20 protein-coding genes are annotated in these 21,624 nt (G+C 35.3%); 13 read left to right on the top strand and 7 right to left on the bottom strand.

From position 1 onward, the window contains the following. Nucleotides 1–154 precede the first annotated feature (154 nt). The 4 genes from VB798_RS11035 (at nucleotide 155) to VB798_RS11050 (ending at nucleotide 5,085) form a co-directional block, all read left to right on the top strand. Entirely contained in the window at nucleotides 155–367 is a 213-nt protein-coding gene (locus VB798_RS11035; protein WP_323258531.1) for an AtpZ/AtpI family protein, read from the top strand. A gap of 272 nt (nucleotides 368–639) precedes the next feature. Further along, a complete protein-coding gene (mrdA, locus tag VB798_RS11040) occupies nucleotides 640–2,664 on the top strand; it encodes a penicillin-binding protein 2 (protein WP_323258532.1) in 2,025 nt (674 codons plus the stop codon). 87 nt (nucleotides 2,665–2,751) lie between these two features. Beyond that, nucleotides 2,752–4,041, top strand: coding sequence for a rod shape-determining protein RodA (rodA, locus tag VB798_RS11045; protein ID WP_323258533.1), 1,290 nt, complete (start codon nucleotides 2,752–2,754; stop codon nucleotides 4,039–4,041). Nucleotides 4,042–4,062: 21 nt separating this feature from the next. Beyond that, a complete protein-coding gene (locus VB798_RS11050; RefSeq protein WP_323258534.1) occupies nucleotides 4,063–5,085 on the top strand; it encodes a hypothetical protein in 1,023 nt (340 codons plus the stop codon). 73 nt (nucleotides 5,086–5,158) lie between these two features. Here the strand turns inward: VB798_RS11050 and VB798_RS11055 are convergent, their stop codons facing one another. Next, a complete protein-coding gene (locus VB798_RS11055) occupies nucleotides 5,159–5,530 on the bottom strand; it encodes a DUF423 domain-containing protein (RefSeq protein WP_323258535.1) in 372 nt (123 codons plus the stop codon). Nucleotides 5,531–5,751: 221 nt separating this feature from the next. Here VB798_RS11055 and VB798_RS11060 point away from each other — a divergent pair, with 221 nt between their 5' ends. The 8 genes from VB798_RS11060 (at nucleotide 5,752) to VB798_RS11095 (ending at nucleotide 15,296) form a co-directional block, all read left to right on the top strand. Continuing rightward, entirely contained in the window at nucleotides 5,752–6,324 is a 573-nt protein-coding gene (locus VB798_RS11060) for an RNA polymerase sigma-70 factor (protein WP_323258536.1), read from the top strand. 64 nt (nucleotides 6,325–6,388) lie between these two features. Continuing rightward, entirely contained in the window at nucleotides 6,389–7,450 is a 1,062-nt protein-coding gene (locus VB798_RS11065; RefSeq protein WP_323258537.1) for a FecR family protein, read from the top strand. A 36-nt stretch (nucleotides 7,451–7,486) separates the two neighbouring features. Next, the gene (locus VB798_RS11070) at nucleotides 7,487–9,253 is read left to right on the top strand and encodes an STN and carboxypeptidase regulatory-like domain-containing protein (protein WP_323258538.1); all 1,767 of its coding nucleotides are present in this window, start codon (nucleotides 7,487–7,489) and stop codon (nucleotides 9,251–9,253) included. A gap of 71 nt (nucleotides 9,254–9,324) precedes the next feature. Next, nucleotides 9,325–10,425, top strand: coding sequence for an energy transducer TonB (locus VB798_RS11075; protein ID WP_323258539.1), 1,101 nt, complete (start codon nucleotides 9,325–9,327; stop codon nucleotides 10,423–10,425). A gap of 107 nt (nucleotides 10,426–10,532) precedes the next feature. Continuing rightward, entirely contained in the window at nucleotides 10,533–12,365 is a 1,833-nt protein-coding gene (locus VB798_RS11080; protein ID WP_323258540.1) for a 3-keto-disaccharide hydrolase, read from the top strand. Nucleotides 12,366–12,430: 65 nt separating this feature from the next. Next, nucleotides 12,431–12,883 (top strand): hypothetical protein, encoded by a 453-nt coding sequence (locus VB798_RS11085; protein WP_323258541.1) that lies wholly within the window; start codon nucleotides 12,431–12,433, stop codon nucleotides 12,881–12,883. Between the two features lie 12 nt (nucleotides 12,884–12,895). Further along, complete coding sequence (locus VB798_RS11090) at nucleotides 12,896–13,369, top strand: hypothetical protein (RefSeq protein WP_323258542.1); 474 nt, start codon at nucleotides 12,896–12,898, stop codon at nucleotides 13,367–13,369. A 40-nt stretch (nucleotides 13,370–13,409) separates the two neighbouring features. Then, entirely contained in the window at nucleotides 13,410–15,296 is a 1,887-nt protein-coding gene (locus VB798_RS11095; RefSeq protein WP_323258543.1) for a hypothetical protein, read from the top strand. A gap of 92 nt (nucleotides 15,297–15,388) precedes the next feature. Here VB798_RS11095 and VB798_RS11100 read toward each other — a convergent pair whose 3' ends face one another. Next, nucleotides 15,389–15,883 (bottom strand): GNAT family N-acetyltransferase, encoded by a 495-nt coding sequence (locus VB798_RS11100; RefSeq protein WP_323258544.1) that lies wholly within the window; start codon nucleotides 15,881–15,883, stop codon nucleotides 15,389–15,391. Nucleotides 15,884–15,891: 8 nt separating this feature from the next. Next, a complete protein-coding gene (locus VB798_RS11105; RefSeq protein ID WP_323258545.1) occupies nucleotides 15,892–16,293 on the bottom strand; it encodes a DUF983 domain-containing protein in 402 nt (133 codons plus the stop codon). Nucleotides 16,294–16,447: 154 nt separating this feature from the next. Between VB798_RS11105 and VB798_RS11110 the strand changes: the two genes are divergently transcribed. Further along, nucleotides 16,448–17,551, top strand: coding sequence for a hypothetical protein (locus tag VB798_RS11110; RefSeq protein WP_323258546.1), 1,104 nt, complete (start codon nucleotides 16,448–16,450; stop codon nucleotides 17,549–17,551). On the opposite strand, the gene VB798_RS11115 is transcribed toward VB798_RS11110, so the two are convergent. The 4 genes from VB798_RS11115 to ricT all read right to left on the bottom strand — a co-directional run bounded on the left by VB798_RS11115 (nucleotide 17,545) and on the right by ricT (nucleotide 21,618). Further along, a complete protein-coding gene (locus VB798_RS11115; RefSeq protein ID WP_323258547.1) occupies nucleotides 17,545–18,774 on the bottom strand; it encodes a glycosyltransferase family 4 protein in 1,230 nt (409 codons plus the stop codon). The genes VB798_RS11110 and VB798_RS11115 overlap by 7 nt on opposite strands. A gap of 50 nt (nucleotides 18,775–18,824) precedes the next feature. Next, the gene (locus VB798_RS11120) at nucleotides 18,825–19,457 is read right to left on the bottom strand and encodes an LON peptidase substrate-binding domain-containing protein (protein ID WP_323258548.1); all 633 of its coding nucleotides are present in this window, start codon (nucleotides 19,455–19,457) and stop codon (nucleotides 18,825–18,827) included. A 39-nt stretch (nucleotides 19,458–19,496) separates the two neighbouring features. Continuing rightward, the gene (locus VB798_RS11125) at nucleotides 19,497–19,973 is read right to left on the bottom strand and encodes a gliding motility lipoprotein GldH (RefSeq protein WP_456319147.1); all 477 of its coding nucleotides are present in this window, start codon (nucleotides 19,971–19,973) and stop codon (nucleotides 19,497–19,499) included. 70 nt (nucleotides 19,974–20,043) lie between these two features. Further along, on the bottom strand, nucleotides 20,044–21,618 hold the full coding sequence (gene ricT, locus VB798_RS11130; protein ID WP_323258550.1) for a regulatory iron-sulfur-containing complex subunit RicT: 1,575 nt from the start codon (nucleotides 21,616–21,618) through the stop codon (nucleotides 20,044–20,046). Between the last annotated feature and the right edge of the window lie 6 nt (nucleotides 21,619–21,624).

Raw genomic sequence — 21,624 nt, forward strand, 5'->3', positions numbered from 1 at the left:
CCGTGAAAGAAACGCAACTTTACGTAAAATTAGTATCAGTTTTTATGTTAAAGCTAATTTTTTAATTTATTCAATCAAAAAGCCTCATAAATTCAGTTTTGGGTTGAATCATAAGCTTTTCTCTATTTATTCGATTTTAAATATATTCAAAATCATGAAAGACGACTCGCAAAATAATAACAATAAATATATGCGTTATATGGGTGCTGGCACGCAAATGTTGGTGACTATAGCAGGAGGAGTATTTTTGGGAAGATGGCTTGATGAAAAAATGATGATGAAAACTCCTTGGTTTACGGTGGGCTGTTCGCTGTTTTTTATTTTTGCAGGAATGTACCTTTTTATCAAAGGGTTACCAAAAGAATAATTTATCAGAATATTACAACTCATTTGGCGTTTTCGTTGATATTTTCCTTAAAAATAACAAATTTTGTAGTAAGCGTTTTTTCAAGAAGAATTGGTATGATTTTCTTGAAAATTTGCTTCAAAGATTAAAAAATTATTAAAACATGCTGTTTAAAATAATTAATTTTTTGAATAGCGTTTTTACCAAAAACAAAGCTCAAAGCTTATTACTCGTTTATTTAAAATACAGACATTCATCAGCCTCGTGGCTTATTTATAAAATTTTTATTACTCGTGGACGAACTAAGAAAACGATTTATCCAAGGTTTCTTTATCCTTATTGCATTTATCTACATCTGTAGGCTATTTTTCCTGCAAGTCGTTGATGAAACTTACAAGCTAGACGCTGAAAACAATGCCATCAGAAAGATTATGCAAGTACCTTTCAGAGGTTTGGTTTATGATAGAAACAAAAAACTAATCGTGAGCAACACGGTTGTTTACGATTTATACATTACTCCTAAAAAAGCAAGAGTTGCTGATACACTTCGTTTCTGTCAAATTTTTGGGATTACTCGCCAATCTTTTGATAGTCTTACTCATTTAGCAAGAATATATTCGCCCGTTCGTCCTTCTCTTTTTCTGAGACAGCTTTCTCGTGAAGATTTTGCCAAAGTACAAGATGCTATGGTCGATTATCCCGGCTTTGAATTTCAATTAAGCGCTGTCCGTACTTATGATTCAAAAGCAATGGCAAATGCATTGGGATATGTTGGCGAAATCAGCCCTGAACGCTTAGAAAAATTAGAAGAAGAAGGTGATGAATATTATCGTCAAGGCGATTATATCGGAGTAACTGGTCTTGAGCGATTTTATGAAGAAGACCTGCGTGGTGAAAGAGGAATCAAGTACATGATGGTGAACAGCCGTGGTGTTGAAAAAGGTGCTTTTAAAGGTGGTGCTTTTGATAAAAACCCTGTGGCTGGTAAAAATCTTTTGAGTTCGGTTGATATTAATTTACAAGCTTATGCCGATAGTTTAATGCAACATAAAGTAGGAAGTGTTGTAGCGATTGAACCAAGTACTGGCGAAGTATTGGCAATGGTTTCTGCACCAACTTACGACCCAAGCCAATTATCTGGACGTACTTTTTCCAAGTATTTTCAAACTTTAAACTTAAATCCTCTTCATCCTTTATTGAACCGTCCGCCGAGTGCTTATTATCGTCCGGGTTCTACGTTCAAAATCATTCAAGCATTGGTAGCTTTACAAATGGGTGTAATTACGCCAAATACTGGTTTTGGTCATGCTGGTTCTCCAATTCGTTGTAGTCACGGTCATCCAGTAGCGAGTGATGTGCAAAAAGCTATTCAATACTCTTGTAACCCCTATTTTTATCAGACTTATAAACGCATGATTTATAATAATTCTGAAAAGAATATCTTCAAAAAATCTGCATTGGGTTTACAGAAATGGGATGACATGGTGGCAAAATTTGGAATAGGTCAATCATTAGATATTGATTTACCAAATGAAAAGAAAGGGAAATTACCCAATGTAGAGTATTATAATAAAATGTACAAAGGCGAACTTACTTGGAAATTCTCTAACATTGCCAGTAACAGTATCGGCGAAGGAGAAATCATCGTAAATCCCTTAAAAATGGCAAACGTTGCAGCAATCATTGCCAACAGAGGCTGGTACATTCGTCCACATTTAGTAAAAGGCATTAACACTTTCGGAGCAATCGACCCGAAGTATAAAGAGAAAATATCTGTCGGAATCGACCGCCGTCATTTTAATACTGTTATTGATGGAATGGTTTTAGCAGTAAACAACGGAACGGTTTCTGGCGATGGACGAATGAGTGATATTCAAATGTGTGGAAAAACAGGTACTTCACAAAACCGTCATGGAGAAAACCACTCTATTTTTATTGCATTTGCGCCAAAAGATAATCCTAAAATTGCCATTGCTGTTTTTGTAGAAAATGCAGGTTCTGGAGGTGCGCATGCTGCACCAATTGCTTCTTTATGTATTGAAAAATACATAAAAGGACATGTTGACAGAAAAGCCATTGAAACTAAATGGATGAATAAAAGCTATCCAAACTTGCTGACAGTTAGAAACGAATTGGCTTCAAAACCAAAAACACAAATGAAGCCAGATACTGCTCAGAAAGTAGATGAAGAGCTATTCTTAACCACACCTACCACCATTACTTTACCTATCGGCGGTTCACCAAAAAAGAATGAAGTAAAAATACCAATGAGCCCCAAAAAAGCAATCAATTCAAAACCATCAGTAAAAAAGAAGTAACGTAGTTGAAAAACGTTTCTATTTTTAAAAATTCTAATTACTCGTTATTCAAAACAACTGAGAATAACCTAATTTATCGAACTCAACTTGGCAAGGCAAGAAAAAATATCTAAAAATCTGGACTGGATTACAGTCTTACTTTTTATCGTTTGCGTAACTGTGGGCTGGTTTAATATCTATGCAGCCATTTATAATCCTGAAAATCCTCTTTGGATTGGCGACCCCGGCTTTTTTGAAACCAATGCAGGCAGACAATTAATTTGGATTGGCACAACAATACTGCTCATCATCGCTATTTTAGTAATTGACTACCGCTTTTATGATACTTTTGCGTTCATCATTTATGGCTTTTTCACATTCATGTTGGTCGTCGTTTTACTGGTTGGAACAGAAGTAAAAGGTTCTCATTCGTGGTTCAGAATTGGTGGGTTTCAACTACAGCCTGCCGAATTTGCCAAAATGGCGACTGCTTTGGCTTTGGCAAAATATGTAAGTACTCCAATGGTGAACTTGGCTCGCTTCAAAGACCAATTTACGGTAGCGTTAATTATATTAGTTCCACCAATTCTTATTTTGGCATCTCATGAAACGGGCGTAGCATTGGTTTTTGCATCATTTATGATACTCTTGTATCGTGAAGGGCTTCCGGGCGTTTACCCAGCCGTTTTCCTTTCTACTATTATTTTATTTGTACTTTCGCTGATTTATGAAGAGTGGGAAATTTATATTGGTTTAGCTGTTTTGGCAGGAATTGTTATCTTAATTATGCCTCGTTATGAACGAAAAACAAAAAATATCATCACCATTTTAGGAATCGCTTTTGTAATGGGGTTATTCGTTACAGGGGTTGACTGGGCCATTAATAATGTACTTCAACAACATCAACGAAACCGTATTAAAGTATTGGTTGACCCAGATTTTGACCGAAAAAAAACAGGCTATAATGTGCGTCAGGCAAAAATTGCTATTGGTTCTGGTGGACTTTTAGGCAAAGGATATTTACAAGGAACTCAAACAAAATTTGATTTCGTCCCTGAACAAAGTACCGATTTTATTTTCTGTACAGTGGGTGAAGAAGAAGGTTTTCTTGGAAGTTTATTGGTTGTAGGTTTATTTCTTGGACTTTTATTGAGAGTAGCTTATTTGGCTGACCAACAGAAATCCAGGTTTGCCCGAGTCTATGGCTATGGCGTCGTCTCCATTTTGTTTTTTCACTTTATGGTAAACATCGGCATGACGATTGGCTTAATGCCAGTTATCGGAATTCCACTGCCTTTCTTTAGTTATGGAGGTTCATCACTTTGGTCATTTTCAATTTTATTATTTATTTTCTTGAAAATTGACGCCCATCGTACTCAAGTACTTTCAAGATGGTAAACTTTTCGCTCTTATTTAACTATGGCATTAATATCCAAAAAGAAAGTTCCTTTCAAGATTAATCTTCAGCTCAGAAAATATTTAACAAAATATGGTCGGGAGATTAAAATGCCAATTCAATATAACGATTTACTTCGCTTCGAAAGCTCAATCAGTTTGTATGATAAATTTGGGAATGACACTTTATGGATTACCGTTTTTTTCCCTCATTCCGAAATTGAACATGTTTATGAAGGACTCAAAAAAATCTACGCCGATTTAAAAACTGAAGGTGACGAAAAAGTAATCAAACATTTAACTGTTGATAGAATTGATTTGTGTACTTATGGCAATACTCAACCCTTTCGGATTCGGATTGTCAACCGAGTAAATGATAATTTCGATTATTTTTATATTAAAAGAGCCGATTGTTCGAGAGTGTATGGAATGGAATTAGAACATTTACTTTCACCCAATAGAATCAGTTATCTTACTTATGAAAACTCATTAGTTGAAGAGCATATCGCTGGTATTCCGGGCGATCAATTTTTTAAAAACTACCTGAGTAATCCTGATATTAATGAAATTCGTTTGGCAAAAGAGTTTGTAAAATTCAATGAAAGATGTTTAGTTTTATTATTAGGAGATATGCACTCTTCTAATTTCGTTGTGGAAATCACTCCAGATTTTGAAGAAGTATATTTTAGAATCAGGGCTATTGACTTCGACCAACAAAGCTACGAAGGCAAACGTACCGTTTATATGCCTCAGTACTTCAAACAGAATAATCCTTTGATTGAAATGGGCATGCGCCACATGACGCCAGAATCGGTAAAGCAGTATCAAATTGAAGAACGCTCACTGATTTCAAAACGATTGAAAGTAGAAAGCCAAAGAGTCTATGAATTGATGGCAATTATGGCAAAAGATGATATTTCAACCCCTGAAAATACAGAGCAACTCAAAGTAGAACTCGCAAAATATTATAATTCTGATGAATTCCTGAAATGCAAAACGATGGGAGAAATCGTTTGGGCAAGTTTAGAACAAGTTAGAATGCAATAATCTCCAAATGAGATAAACTAAAAAAGCTATATACTTCCTCACACAAGGAAAGCATATAGCTTTTTTAGTTTATCTACTTCTTAGCTACACCTAAAAAGAAAAAAATCCACCCCGCTATCAAAGCCGTTCCACCAATTGGAGCAACAGCACCCCACATCGTTACGCCAGTCGCACAAATCAAATATAATGACCCGGCAAAAATAATCGTTCCAATTAGCAATAAATAACCAGCCCAATTCAAAAATTTATGAGAGATTTTCTCTGATAAAATGCCTACAAAAATCAAAGCTAAAGCTCCGTACATTTGGTAACGAGCTGCTGTTTCAAAAGTATCTGTTCGGTTGGCAGCTTCTAAAGCAACTTTGAAAGCATGAGCGCCAAAAGCACCCAAAGCCACGGAAAGTCCTGCAAGTAAAGCACCAGCCTGTAAGAAAAATCTATTCATGTTTTTACGAGATAAAAGATAAATTTCCACAAAGAACGCTAATGGAAAATAGAGTTTCAAAATAAGTCATTGAATATTTATTGCATTTTAAAGTATAATTCGACCAATCATCATTTAATCAATAGGGGTTAAACCAAATTTGGTTGTCATCACTGAAAAATACCAAGGAAGTTTGTAATTTTGCGGGAGTAACTCTACGGAAAAAATAACCTCTATCAATTTTGCAACTCTCTGATTCTGATATTTTATTGGCCATTCGACAAGGAAATGAGCGTGTTTTCGAAACAGTATTTCGAAAGCACTATCAGGCTTTGTGTAACTATTCTTGCAATATCCTGAAAGACATGGATGATGCCGAAGAAATAGTGCAAAGCGTTTTCTTGAAGTTTTGGGAACAACGCCAAGAAATAGAAATTACAGTTTCCTTAAAATCTTATCTATATCGTGCCGTTCATAATACCTGTTTAAATCGTATAAAACACCTAAAAGTACAAGAAGTATATCGCCAACATGTTGGTGATTTTATAGAAAACACTTTTGATTCTGCCACCGATTTACTTGATAAAAATGAGCTAGAAATACGCATTGCCGAAGCACTAGAAAAGCTACCTGAACAATGCCGACTTATTTTTAAAATGAGTAGATTTGAAGAACTGAAGTACCAAGAAATTGCCAATCAATTAGGACTTTCTATCAAAACAGTAGAAAATCAGATTGGAAAAGCCTTGAAAATTATGCGAACAGAATTAGCCGATTATTTGCCTTTATTAGTTTTTATGGCGATTTTCAACTAAATAATGCTGTTTTTGATTAACCAGAACTAAATATTAATATCCTGATAAAGCCTTTGGGTTGAAGATGATTAACGAAGAAAACATAGACGATTTATTAGCAAAATACCTTGCTGAAGAAGCTGACAATCAGGAAGCCGAAGCAGTAAGCGAGTGGATTGCGTTGTCGGATGAAAATCAGAAAACCTTCGAACAAACCAATCTTATTTGGGAAAAATCAAGCTTACTTCGTACTCAACAACAAGTAGATGTTGATGCCGCTTGGAAAAAACTTGGTATTGGTTCAAAAGCCCAAAATGTTCATCAAGTTGATTCCGTCAATATTATCAAAGATTTGCCAAAAACAAATGGTGGCGAGGATAGTACTTTTGAAGCGAAGAAATCAATTAGTAATAACCTTATCTTTAAGAATTTCCTCAAAATTGCTGCTGTACTAACTATTCTTGTAGGCGGAGCATTTTTTCTGAATAAGAATCTTCAATCTCAAGCTGAACTTTTGAGTTTCCAGACTGGTAATATTCCGACGGAAAAAGTCTTGGCAGATGGCACGAAAGTATTTTTAAATAAAAATTCTTCAATTAGTTTTCCAGAAAAGTTTGATGGAGATTTCAGAGAAGTAAACCTTACAGGCGAAGCATTTTTTGAAGTACATCATGATAAAACGCATCCTTTTATCATTCATGCCAATGGCTCTGATATTAAAGTATTGGGTACTTCTTTCAATGTAAAAGCTTATGATGCCCAAGTACAAGTGGCTGTGAGTACGGGAAAAGTACAATTCTCGAAAAATACTCAACAAGTAATTTTGGTAAAAGGCGAAAAAGCGGAAATCACCAAAGGACAAGAAACGATTGTAAAATCAACGAATATCGACGAAAACATACTTTCTTATAAAACAAAAACGTTTACTTTTCAAGATGCTAGTTTAGAAGAAGTATCACAATTGCTTTCTGATAATTTTGGAAAAAATATCGTTCTCGAACAAGATAAGTTTAAAAACTGTAAACTGACTGCCACCTTCAAGCAGGAAAGCTTAGATAATATTCTCACCATAATTTCTGAAACCTTCAATCTGAAAATTACCAAACAAGGAGATTCAATCCTGCTTAATGGCGAAGGCTGTCAGTAGAATGAGATTGAACAACGACCTGAACGTCGTTCTACTATGATAGCTTATTATTTGAAATACATTGCTTTTATAATTTGTTTTTTACTGTTAGTTACTCACTCTTCTTTAGGACAAATCCCTATTTTAGAGCGAAATATTAGTGTTAGGTTCAATAATGATAGAATTACCGAAGTGTTGGATGTAATTGCCGACGAAGGTGGTTTTAATTTTTCCTATAATTCTAATTTAATTGATGGCGACAGACGAATTGATTTGGCTGTTACGAACCGTCCCGTTCGTGATGTGCTAAAACAAATTTTTGGTACTTCAATCAGCTACAAAGTACGTGGACAATACATTATTCTTCAGAAAAATCTTACAGAAAATCAAAACTTACATTTCATATTAAGTGGATATATTGTTGCGCCTGAAGAAGGCATAAAATTGCCCGATGCCAGTATTTATGAGAAAAACAGTTTAGCATCTGCGATTTCTAACCAATATGGATTTTACAAAATAAAACTTTCTACCAAGAAATTCCCTATTCGTTTAAGCATTTCAAAACCAGGTTATGAACGTCAAGTAGTTTGGGTTAAAAATGCTCAGAACGATTATCTCAACATTGAACTGATAGCAGAAAAAAAGGAAATCGTTTATGAAACACCTTTTGAAGACAATTCTATAGAACAAATGGAGGCTTTCAAAAGGAGGCATCAGTATATTGAACCGATTCCAGTTTTTAAAGATAACAGACCTCCATTTGTAGATGCCGCTGGCGACGAAAGTTTTCATCCTGTTTTCGTTTCGACTGATTCGCTGGCATACAGAACCGATTGGGAAAAGTTTAAAAATGAAGTTAGTAAGTTTTTTGTAAGACGAAGCCAACGAATCAACGCATTTAATATCAACGATACCCTTAATCAAAAACTTCAAGTATCTCTTTTACCTTTTCTAGGCACCAATAAACTACTTTCAGGAAGTATCATCAACGATTTTTCTGTAAATATTTTAATGGGATACTCTGGTGGAGTACGTAAGCTAGAAATTGGAGGTTTATTAAATGGTGTTCATCACGATGTTGAAGGTGTACAAATGGCAGGTTTAGGCAATATCATTGGCGGTGAATTAAGAGGTTTGCAGGTGAGTTCCTTACTGAACATTACTGGCAATCTTGGAAGAGGTCTTCAACTAAGTAGTGGTATCAACGTTGTAGCAAATAGAGCGAATGGTTGGCAAGTTGGTCTTATCAATTTCGCCCAAAATGTTGATAAAAAAGGCAAACAAATCGGTTTACTCAACATCAGTGAAACCACAGAATCAACGCCATTTGGTTTGTTAAGTTTTGTCAGTTCAAGTGATGGCTACAAACGCCTTGAATTAACCGTTGATGAAAACGAAACAGGAAGTGTTACGTTTAAAACTGGCGTAAGAAAATTCTATAATATTCTTACAATTGGTTATAACTTCCTAAGAACTCGTGAGCTTTTCAGTGCTGGTTATGGAATAGGCAGAGCCTACGAAATGAATCATGGTTGGATGCTCAATACAGATTTGGTAGCCAACGTAATGGTTGAATACGATGCTTTCAACCCCAATGTTGGTACTTTATTGAAATTTGATGTGAGCTTCGAAAAACAAATTGCCAAAAATGCCGCTATTACTTTTGGTCCATCATTGAAAGCTCTTTTTATTGATAGGTATAACGTTTCTACTTGGCAAAGTAAGCCTTTCAGCAGAATGCCAACCTATACTCCACTATTTGCTACCGACCATTCTACATTTTGGTTGGGCTTTCAAATGGGTTTAAGAATTCGTTCTAAATAATATCTTTATTTATTAAATTACGAAAATTTAGAACTTTTCTAATAACATACGACTTAAACTAGCACGCATTTATGAAAATACTGTATCTACTAATATTGTCTTTATTATTTAGCTTTTCAGGAGTTAGTCAAATTAAGCGTGATTCCAGCAAAGATTATGATCAGAAAATCATTGGAAATTGGATGAAAGACTATATCGATATGAAAGATGGCAGTAGAATAGACGACCCATCTATTGATGAAATCACCGCTTCAATGCTCATTTTTAGAAAAAATAATATTGCAGTTGTCATACAAGGAAAAGCCGCTGCCACTACTCCTTTTGAAATTTTTGGTGATACTTTATTGGTTGGTAAAATGGTAATGTACCATATCGAAAAACTAACCAATTATGAATTTGTATTCACACAAATTCTAGAAAATATTCCCGATTATCAGTTAAGACGTTACCATTACTTGGCTACACAAGAGAGTTCAAGTGATTATTTTACTCGAAGATTTATTACTTCAAATCTGAAAATTCAAGCAAAGGGCGATTCTGTTTACGCTTTCAGTAAATATATTTTTCCAAAATTCAAATCCAATAAAGAAGATGCTTTCAAAGGCTTAGTTTTTAATACTTTTGAAGATGTCTATGAACAATCTTATGATTTAATCGAATCCATTTTCAATTTTCCTGAAAAGAAAAAAGGTAGCTTTAAAATAGCCTTTGTCATTAGCAAAAAAGGGATTTTGAAAGACATTTCTATCAAAGAAAGTTCTGATTCTAGCTATAATACTCGGTTACAGCAAGCCATTTTACAAACTCGTAAATTGTGGATTCCTGCTGATATTGACGGCAAAGCAGTCGATGTACTTTTTAATTATGAATTCAATTATAATGATAAGCAAGATGAAAATGATGACGGAAAGTACTTCGACCCAACTATCTATCAAAGCTTACTAGAACGTGGCGATAGGCAAATCGAAAAGAAGAATTATATAAAAGCCATCAAATTATACACCAAATGTATTTTGATGAAAGATGATGCTTTTGATGCTTTATACAAAAGAGCTGACGCTTACTTTACCTTGAAAGTAGAAAAAAATGCTTGTTCCGATTGGAATTATTTAGCGACCAAAGGGCAGAAAAAAGCAGAGGATTTATTTCTAAAAAATTGCCTAAACCGCTAAAAAAACAACTGTTCTAGTGTGTTATACAATTTTTATGAAAATTAATGCCAAAACGTGATAGTCAAAGCAATTTTTTTTTATAAATTCCCTGAAATATTCTCAAATCAATGAAAAAACTATTATTTCTATTATTTCCAATTTCGGCATTTGCCCAAACAGAAATCCCACTCAATGATTTAGGAGCTTTCAAAAATCCAAGTACAAATTGGACAATTGTTGGCGGTATTTCAGGAGATTATCAAGCAACCACGCTAACAAGTACAGAAGGCAAAGGCATTTTATACGGTACTGCCAAAGGTGCAAAATACCAAGCAAATGATGATTTGATTTTCAAGCTTGAACATGGCGATATCAGGCTTTCACTTGATTTCATGATTCCGAAAGGTTCAAATTCTGGCGTGTATTTACAAGGACGCTACGAAGTACAAATCTTGGATTCTTGGTTGAAAAAAGAAATTAACGATGGAGATTGCGGTGCCATTTATCATCGTTGGGACGAAGCTCGTGGAGCTGGCAACGAAGGTTATGAAGGACATGCACCTCGCCAAAATGCTGTAAAAGCACCAGGCTTGTGGAATCATCTTGAAATTGATTTCAAAGCACCAACTTTTGATGCTGCTGGCAAAAAACTCACAAATGCACGTTTCAATAAAGTAACATTGAATGGCATTATTATTCACGAAAACATTGAGCTACTTGGTGTTACTCGTGGTGCGATTTCGACAAAAGAAGCGGCAACGGGTCCAATCAGAATTCAAGGCGACCACGGTCCAGTAGCATTCAAAAACATCAAATACGAAGTTTTTGATAAATCCCTTGCTACTTTTAGCCCGACTACTTACGAATATTATCAAGGCAAATATGCGAGCCTTCAAACTGGAACGAATAAACCCGTAAAAACAGGTACAGCTACACAACCAAGCATGAAATTGGCTGAAGCAAAATCTGATTTCTTATTAAAATTTCAAGGAAAAATCACCATTCCAGAAACAGACAATTATATTTTCACAACGAATTGGACGGGAACTGGAGCATTATTAATTGATAATGATACCATCACAAAAGGCGATCATTGGTATAGCGAAAGTGTACAAGGAAGTAAAAAACTTTCGGCTGGTGAGCATACTTATACCTTGATTCATGCCAAAGATTTTGGCTGGGGGCCAAAAGCATTAGGCTGTTTCGTTGAAAGAATCGGTACTCCAAAACAAGGAATCACTGAAAGAACATCTTTACCAGAACCAGAAGCAACGCCACTTATCGAAGTAAAAGTTGGTCAAGAGCCCGTTTTACAACGCTCTTTTGTAGTTTATGGCGACAAGAAAAAAACACATGCCATCAGCGTTGGTTTACCAAATGGTTTGAGTTACTCTTACGACCTAAATCAAGGTGGATATTTACAATTATGGAGAGGGAAATTCTTGGATGCAACTCAAATGTGGCATGACCGTGGCGAACCTCAAACCTCATCGCCAATGGGTACAACGGTAAATTCAAACGATAAATTTCCTTTAGCATTTTTAGCGAGTGAATCAGCGGCATTTCCAGATACTTTAACCAAAAATGATTTAAAATACAAAGGCTATCGTTTACAAAAGTATGATGTTGCTGGCCAGCAAATTGCTTTTCCAGATTTCATGTATGAATACAAAGGAATCAAAGTAAAAGATACTTCATTGCCAATGGCACAAAATGAAGGAATTAGCCGTAGTTTAAGTTTTGATACAGGTTCAGGTTCAAAACTATACGCTCTTTTAGCCGAAGGCATTACAATTACCAACATTGGAAATAACCGTTTTGCAGTAGATAATCAGCAGTATTATGTACAAGTAAATGCAACGGAAGCCAACAAAGTAATCGTTCGTGAAAGCAATGGTAAGAAACAATTACTAATGCCTTTAACTGGATTGAAAGAATTGTCTTATCAATTGATTTTTTAAGTTCAACATTAGCTCAAGTCTATCATTGATTTTCTTAAGAAGTTTGTACATTAATTTGATTTGTTATGAGTGAATTTGAGTCATCAAATCTCCAGCTTTCTGGAAATACGTCATCTGTTCCATCCAACAGGCTTTCGCTATACGAACAGTACGGTTCAATGGCTTATGGTATCATACTTCAAATAGTGCCACAAAAACAGATGGCTCAAGAAATAATGGTTGATTTGTTCGATTCGCTCACAACAAATCCTTGTGTAGAAAGTAAAGTAAGCGTTTCCATTTGTATTATCAGAAAAGCAAGAGAAAAAGCATTGTTTTACAAAGAAAAGTTTGATGTAGGACTGTCAAGTATTCAACAATTCGGCTTAGTTTCTGAGATTGAGCAGTCAAAAATAATTTTTGACTTATCTTTTCGTCAAGGAAAAACAGTTGATTTCATCGCTGAGAAATTGAATATTCCTAAGGCTAAAGTTTATAAAGCCATCAGTGAATACTTTAAAACTTTTCGCCAATCTTAATTGAAAAACATTGTGAAAAATCAAGAATATATACAAAGTGGAATACTTGAAAGCTACTTATTAGGACTTGTTTCAGAAGAAGAACAAAAAGAAGTAGAACAAAAAATATTGGTTGATAGCGAGATTTCGGAAGCATTACAAGCACTTGAAATGAATATTGCAAACTACTACACAAAGAATGCTGTTCCTCCACCAACAGTAGTAAGAGATGCTATTTTGTTGAATGCCCAAAAAACTGAATTAGATAAATGGACATATCAACAACATTCATCCAAACAGCAAACTACTCAGGCAGAACAAGCAAAGTATTTAGAAGTAGAAGTAAACGATACGCACATTAAAGTACATAAATATTGGCGACCAGCTTTTATTGCAGTATTTATTTTATCAAAAGTTTTTTTAATAGCAGCATTATATCTTTATTTCAAAGCAGATAGTTTGACCAAAGAAAACGAACGTTTGAAACAAGAAATTAAGCTGAAATAATGAATCGATTATTTTGTTATCAGAATTAATTAATCTAAAAATGAAAATATCATTAAAAATATTGCTTTCGATGGGTTTCTTGAGTTTCGGAACTCAAGAACTATTTGCGCAAACGAAACCAAAACCTTATACAGAAGAGGATTTTTACGAAATTAAAACAATCGCCATTCCTGACGAAATAAAATTAGAAGCAGGTGGAATTGCTCCAATGCCCGACGGACGAGTAGCCGTTTGTACCAGAAGAGGCGAAGTATGGATTATCGAAAATCCTTACCAACTAAACGGTACAAGACCAAGCTATACGCTTTTTGCCAGCGGTTTGCATGAATCTTTGGGTTTAGCTTATCATGAAGGTTCTTTGTACTGTACCCAACGTGGAGAATTGACAAAATTGACAGATACTAATGCCGATGGCAAAGCAGACATTTATGAATCTGTAGCCAATTGGGATTTATCTGGAAACTACCATGAGTACTCTTATGGTCCAGTTTTCGATAAAAACGGCGATATGTATCTTACTTTTAACGTAGCTTGGGTTGGTTATGGCGAAGGAAAATTAGCAAAATGGCGTGGTTGGTTAGTAAAAGTAAAAAAAGACGGAACGCTTGAGCCAGTGGCTACAGGTTTGCGTTCGCCAGCAGGTTTTACGGTGAATTCAAATGGCGATGTACTTTATGGTGAAAACCAAGGCGACTGGGTAGGTTCTGGTAGAATTACTCATTTAGAAAAAGGAGATTTTGCTGGAAATGCAGGCGGATTATTCTGGACAAAAGAACCAGATTCTCCCTTGAAATTAACAAAAGCAGATATTCCAGACACTGGCGAGCCAATGTATGAAGCCGCTAAAAAAGTAAAAGCTTTAAAATTACCAGCCGTTTGGTTTCCACACGCTTTGATGGGAATTTCAACAGCTGATATGATTGAAGATGAAACAAATGGAAAGTTTGGTCCATTCCAAGGCCAATACATTGTGTTTGACCAAGGGCAATCAAAAGCCATGAGAATGAGCTTAGAAAAAGTAAATGGCAAATATCAAGGTGCTTGTTATCCTTTCCGTGAAGGTTTCCAATCTGGAACAGTTCGTGCTAGATGGGGAAATGATGGTTCCATTTTTGTTGGGATGACGTCAAGAGGTTGGGGTTCAACAGGAAAAGCTTTGTTTGGTATTCAGCGTTTGGTTTGGAACGGAAGAACTCCTTTCGAAATGAAAAATGTTCACGCTATGCCAGATGGTTTTGAAGTAGAATTTACACAACCTGTAAATCTTAAATCTGCCCAAGATTTAGCGAGTTACGAACTGAAAAGCTTTACGTACAAATATCATCACCAATACGGAAGTCCAATTATCAATCAAGAAAAAACTCCACTTAGAGGCGTAATTGTATCAGAAGACCGTCTAAAAGTACGTTTGGTAATGGACAATCTTCGCAAAGGTTATATCCATGAAATCTTGGCTTCTGGTTTAGTAAATGATGAAGGACAGCCTTTATTGCACGACATCAGTTATTATACTTTGAATGATATTCCAGCTGGAGAATTGGCAAAAATTACAACAAAGGCTACTCCAGTCGCTCCAGTAAAACCTGCTACTTTGCCTGCGAAAAAAGAAAAAGTAGTTGTAGGGAATCTTGTTGATACCAAACAAGTAGCTTCATTATTAAAAAAACACGCTTGCACAAGTTGCCATGCAGAAGCGACGAGAGTTGTTGGTCCTCCATTCACAGAAGTAGCAAAAAGAAATTATACCAATGAACAAATTTTAGAATTAGTGTATCATCCAAAACCAGAAAACTGGCCAGATTATGCTACAGAAATGGCTTCAATGACACACGTTCCTAAAGCGGATGTGTTGAAAATTGCTTCTTGGATTAATTCATTAGGAAAGAAACCAAAAGTAGATTTGAACAAAATTGAGAATAGAGATTAATGATTATATCATAAAATAACATTCTCTTAATAAAAACAAAGCGCTCAGAATTTCTTATTCTGAGCGCTTTGTTTTTATACTTTTATCAAAATTTATTCCTCCAAAGATTGATACATCACATAAGCATCAACCAAACCTAATTGCTGATGATTGAATGCTTTTGGAAGAGTACACATAATCTGAAAACCTATCTTTTGCCACAATTTTACGGCATAAGTATTGGTGCTAACCACAATATTAAATTGCATCGCTTTAAAACCTAAAGCTTTAGCTTCTTGCAAAGAATGTTCTCCCAAAATTCTCCCAATTCCTTTTCCTTGAAAAGCTGGATGAACCATATAAGAACCATTGGCAATATGCGAACCCAAATCTATTTGATTTGGCTTAATGATATAAGTACCACAAATTACACCATCTTCAAGCGCCACATAAGTAAACATATAATCGGCAAACCAATGTTTGGTTAAAGCTGATTTAGGCGTATCAGGCGAAATAACATAAGTATCTCCAGAAGCAATTACTTGATGGAAGATTTCCCAAATACCATCATAATCTTTCGTAATATCGGCTTTTCTAATTTCTATCATTTTTTCAATTATCTTGGTTTATACTTTACAAAACCAAATAAATGGATGAACAATGAACGTGAAGCCCTAAAATTAAAAGGTACAGCCGCCAAAGAAAGTACTGTTATCGGAATGATATAATAAAGTATCGGCGGGTCATTGAAAACGAAGAAAATAGCAACACCTAAAAATGCCAAAAAAGCCACATTGATAGCATAACTGATAAACATTGCTCCATACCAAAAGCCCGGTTCTACTTCAAAACGCAGATTACATACCGGACAATTATCGTGCATTTTATCAAATTTTCCGATTTGCCAAAACGGATACATAAACATTTTCCCTTCTCTACATTGTGGGCATTTTCCTTCAACAATTGCTTGAATCCTAGAATGTTTTACATCCAATTTCAGCTTAGTACTGTCTTCCATATCAATTTAATTTATATCGACAAAGTTAAACTAATTCGATAAAAACTCAATTTTATACTCCACCCTTTCTTGATTATCACCATTGATGAATACTTTACTTTTAAAATAAAGTAAATTTGTAGCAACGAATCCTTCATTTTAAAACAAAAGACGTATGTCAAATCTTAATAGCTTAATTCTTACCAAAAAAGCTGAGAAAAATCTGTCTAAACTTCAAAAACAGTTTAATACTTATATTCAGAAAATTGATGAGTTAAAAGTAAGATTGGCAAACGATAAAGTTCAGATTCAACAAATAGAGCATTTTTTTCAAACGGAAATTGTGCCACTCGAAAGAAAACATACCAACAAAATTGTGGACTTGGTTTATGTTTTTGATAAACATTATGAAGACCCATTTTTCAAGTTTCATGAAAAAGATAAAATAGCACATTTTATCTTAGAAAAATCTGTTGAGCTAATCGAAAAAGCAGGAAAAGAAGAATTGATACCGATTTTTAATAAGTATAATGATACTGGAACTTACGAGGAAATCAGCGAGGAATATGAAAAAGACAGTGCGGAAACGATGAAAAAAATGATGCAATCGTTCTACGGATTGGAATTAGATAAAGAGGAATTAAACATCAATAATCCTAAAGAATTACAAGATTTGTTTCAGCAGAAACTGGCTGAAAAGCAAGCAAATGATGAGACTCAAAAAACAATTAATACAAAAACTGAAAAGCAGTTAGCAAAAGAACAAAAACTAAAAGAAGAAGCTAAAAACATCAGTAAAACGGCAAGAAGCATTTATACAGATTTGGTGAAAAGTTTTCATCCCGACCGTGAAAAAGATGAAGCTGAACGTATCCGTAAAACGGAAATCATGAAGCAAGTAACGGCTGCTTATGAAAAAGATGATTTGTTTGAATTACTTCGCCTTAAAGTTTCATTGATGAACACCGACGTGGCTTCGCTTACGATGGCTGACGAACAATTGAAATACTTCAATAAATTGTTGAAAGAACAAATCAATGAATTGGAAGCCAATCTTTGGGAATTGTATAATCAAAATCCAATTACCAACAATGGTTCAAACCTATTGAAACGTTATGGTGGAGATGCCAAAACAATGAAAATGAAATTTAATAAAGAAGTAAATCAACTCAAAAAATCAATTAAAGCTATTGACGAAAGTCTTTCTGAGTTGAGATTCAAGGAAAATATGAGACATTTCTTGAAGGTTTATCAGATTGAAGAAGACGATTTTTATTGATTCACCACTTCGGTTAATGCAGTATTAAGTCTTTCTGAACCAGCCTGTAAAGACCAATTTTCTCTAACATTTTGTAAAGCGAAGCCTGACATTTCTTGTCTGAGTTCTTTATCTGCAATTAGTTTTTCAACATAAAAAGCCAATTCACTTGCTTTATTATTGGTCAAAAATCCATTTTTTCCATGAATAACCGTTTCACGAACGCCTCCTTCTGCAACGGCAACAACGGGCGTTCCACAGGCGTTGGCTTCAAGTGGCGCAAAACCAAAAGGTTCTAATTTTGAAGTATAAACCATACAAACTGCATTACTAAGCAATTGTATCAATTCTTCATCAGAAACCATTTTCTTTAGTTCAATTTCCACATTCAGCGACTGCGCAAGATTAGACATTTCGTTCCAATACTCATCGGTAGCCATATTGCCAATCCAAAGTAATTTCGGGCGATTTTGTTTAATTAAACCCAAAGCTCTAATCGCAAATTCTGGATTTTTATGCGACATAAAACTTCCTAAACCTACCACATATTGCTCCTGATTTGTCTTTTCATTTGAAGGATGAAACAATGTAGTATCAACACCCAAGTAACAAACCTCAGAAGGCAAAGCATATACTCTTTGGCAACTCTCGGCAGAAAAATATGAATTGACTAATACTTTATCAAAAGCTTGATAGTTTTTCCATTCTTCACGCACAAAAGTACGGAATCTGTTCAAACGCCAAGCACTGGCAAAAGTGTGCGTCCAATACTCAAGACTAAATTTACTTTGCGTTCTATTTGGCGCTTCCCAAACTTGCTTTGGCATGGCTTCGTACAAAAAACGCATAGGTTCGCCCAAGTACAAAACTTTTGGAATTTTCACAAATCTTCCAATAAAAGGAACAGCGTAATACGAACAACTATTGGCAAATAATACATCAAAATTCCCGGCATGAATTTCATCTGCACATTGCTGACAATGTGCTTCCATCGCCAACATATTGGCTTCTTTCTCGAAAAAAAGTAAGGAGATTTTTTCTTTAAAACTAGGATTAGCTTTAGAATGAACTGCTGGAACAGCATGAAGTTTTACACTCGCTGGCAATTTCATAAAGCCGTTTGCATCAGGATTTACTGCCCAAACCTCTACTTGATGTCCACGCTCTATTAAACCCAAAATGTGATACTGCAAGGCTCTACTACCTCCACCACTATGTAAATTATGCCAAACAGCAATCTTCATTTTTGTAATTTTTAAAAATTAATCGTGAATAGATTATAGAATTTAGTTTCTTAGAAATTCAATGGATCCAAATTCTTGAAATGTCCATTCATTCTGATTCTTTCTTTTGTTTTTTCTACTTCTTGCAAAACAGAAATTACTCTCTCTAAATGTTGAATTAAAAAGCCTTGTCGCTCGGCTTCAGTTGGCATTTTTAGCAACTGATATTCTTCTTCTAAAGTCAAGCCAATTTTATGGGCAATCTGATACGAATAAGGTTGAGCTTTATTCATATCAAAAGTATTTTCTTCTTCTAAAAGGCGGTATAAAACCTTTACTCTTTCCAATAAACCAAGCATTACTGTTGGGCGAATTTCTGCTTCTGGCAACATTTCTAGCACGCCACCTGCATACATTTTTTGAGGAACTGGATTCTGAAAATCTATGATTCTGAATGTTCTAACACCTTCGGTTTTAATGTCCATTCGTCCATCATCAAAGCGTTTTGACAAAGCGATGATTTTTACTTCTGTTCCAAATCCCGGTAATTTTCCATCCATAAAAGTAGGAATCCCGAAGGTTGTTCCCTTCTCTAAACATTCATTGATTAATTCACGATAGCGTGGTTCGAAAATGTGAAGATTGAGCGCCTCCATCGGATAAACTACCAAATTGAGCGGAAATAAAGGAAGAAATTTTTGCATGGCTAAGTTTCTCTTTACGATTACTTATCGATTTAAAAATTAATGAATCACTTTTTCAATCGAAAAGCCTGCACTTACTATATCTAAAAGTGGGTCTTGTCGCATGTACTGGCGAATCTGGATTTTATATTTTCCATTCTTAGGGAATCGAAAATCTTTAAAGACAAGTACTTTATGGTCGTAAATATCACCCAGTCCTTCGCCTAAAGGTCGCCCAGAAGTTTGGTCGAATAAAATTACTTCATCCAATTTCTGATGAATTACTTTTCCAGCATCTGTACTTAAATAATGTGTTAAGTACAAATTGTAATATGGATACGAGCGATTATTACGAATGGTATAAAACACATTGTAAGTCGATTTAGCATCTTTTACTTCAAAAGTAAAAGTCGGTGCATCCTTGATAAACCACTTGGCATCTGGAATGTCGTAATTATCTTTTAAAATTGTGTTGGTATCACAAGATGAAAGCGTGAACAAACAAATAGTTAACAAAGCCATTATTTGAACATTCAGTAAGTTTTTAGACTTGCTGAACAATTCTGCAATGACTTTATTAACTAGATATTTTTTGCTCCACATATCGCTAGACTGCTTTGTTATCGTCATTGTTACGGTTATTGTTCCGATTTTGTGGCGGACGATTCTGTTTTTGATGGTTGGGCTTTCTATTTCCCTGATTATTATTGTTCGCTTTTGGCTGTTGCGCTTGCGCTGCTGGCTTTTCCTGAGCGTCCGCTACATTAGCTGCTTGGTTCGGCTGTTGTTGTGGTTTCGGACCTTTCTGATGATGCGGTCTTTGGTTATTCTTAGGATGCGCTGGCTTTTGCTCTTGCGGTTTCTGACCTTGTTGTTTTGGTTGATGAACAGGTTTTTCTGCCTGTACTTTATCTTCAACTTTTACAGGACGTTGCTCAGGCTTTACTTCTCCTCTTTTTTCTTGTTTGAAATCTCTGCGTTCACGTTCAGGACGAGGAGTATCTCTTTTCTCTGATTTAAAATCTGGACGATCTCCTTTTTTCTTATCAAAGTTTTTCTTGCCACCATTTCCGCCGTACTTTCTATCCATTTTATCCAAATCGGCATTCAATGGACCAGTACCTTTTTCGATTTCCATTTCAATTTTGGCAGATTCAGCACCATCGATAGTCTGTGGTTTTATGCCCTTTTCATTCAAGGTCATAATTTCCTTTACTCTATCAACCGTTACAGGAATCCAGTTACTTTCTTCGCCTCTGTAGCCAAACCACATAACTCTTTTGAAAATATCCGTTTTCTGCAAAAAAGCTTCTCCTTTAATGGTTTGAAGCGATTTCTCAATCGTTGGAATATCCTTCAAAGCATCCATATAAGTTTCTAATTCATAGTTCAAGCAACATTTTAATCGCCCACATTGACCAGAAAGTTTTACAGGATTTAAGGAAAGATTTTGATAACGAGCGGCCGAAGTAGTAACATTTTTGAAGTCGGTCAACCAAGTAGAGCAACATAATTCTCTTCCACATACACCGATTCCGCCTACTCTGGCAGCTTCTTGGCGAAGAGAAATTTGTTTCATTTCAACCCTTACTTTAAATTCTCCAGCCAGCATTTTGATTAACTCTCTAAAATCCACACGGTCGTCCGAAGAGTAATAAAAAATGGCTTTCGTATTATCTGATTGAAACTCAACATCCGAGAGCTTCATGTTCAGTTTTAAGTCCTTGATAATTTCACGAGTACGGTACATTGTCGGATAATCACGAGCAACGGCTTGATCATGTTTTTCAAGGTCTTTTTCATTGGCTTTTCGATAGATAACTTTTATTTCTTCATTATCTTTCAGCCCTTTTTTCAACATTTGTAAACGAACCAATTCGCCTTGTAAAGACACAAAGCCAAGATGATGTCCACTCGGAACATCAACAATTACAGGATCGCCAGCGTAAAGTTCAATTTGGTTTGTATTACGAAAGTATTCTTTTCTACCACCTTTAAATTTTACTTCTACAACATTGAATTTACTAAAAGTAGGAATGTCCATATTCGACAGCCAGTCGAATACGTTCATTTTATTGCAACCTCCAGTACCGCAAGCGCCGTTGTTTTGACAACCTCCTACAGCACCATCGCTTTTATTTTTAGTTCCGCAGCTTCCTGAGGAGCAAGATTTACATCCCATAATTTA

Source organism: Arcicella lustrica (genome assembly GCF_034930985.1).
GTDB classification, from domain to species: Bacteria; Bacteroidota; Bacteroidia; order Cytophagales; family Spirosomataceae; genus Arcicella; species Arcicella lustrica.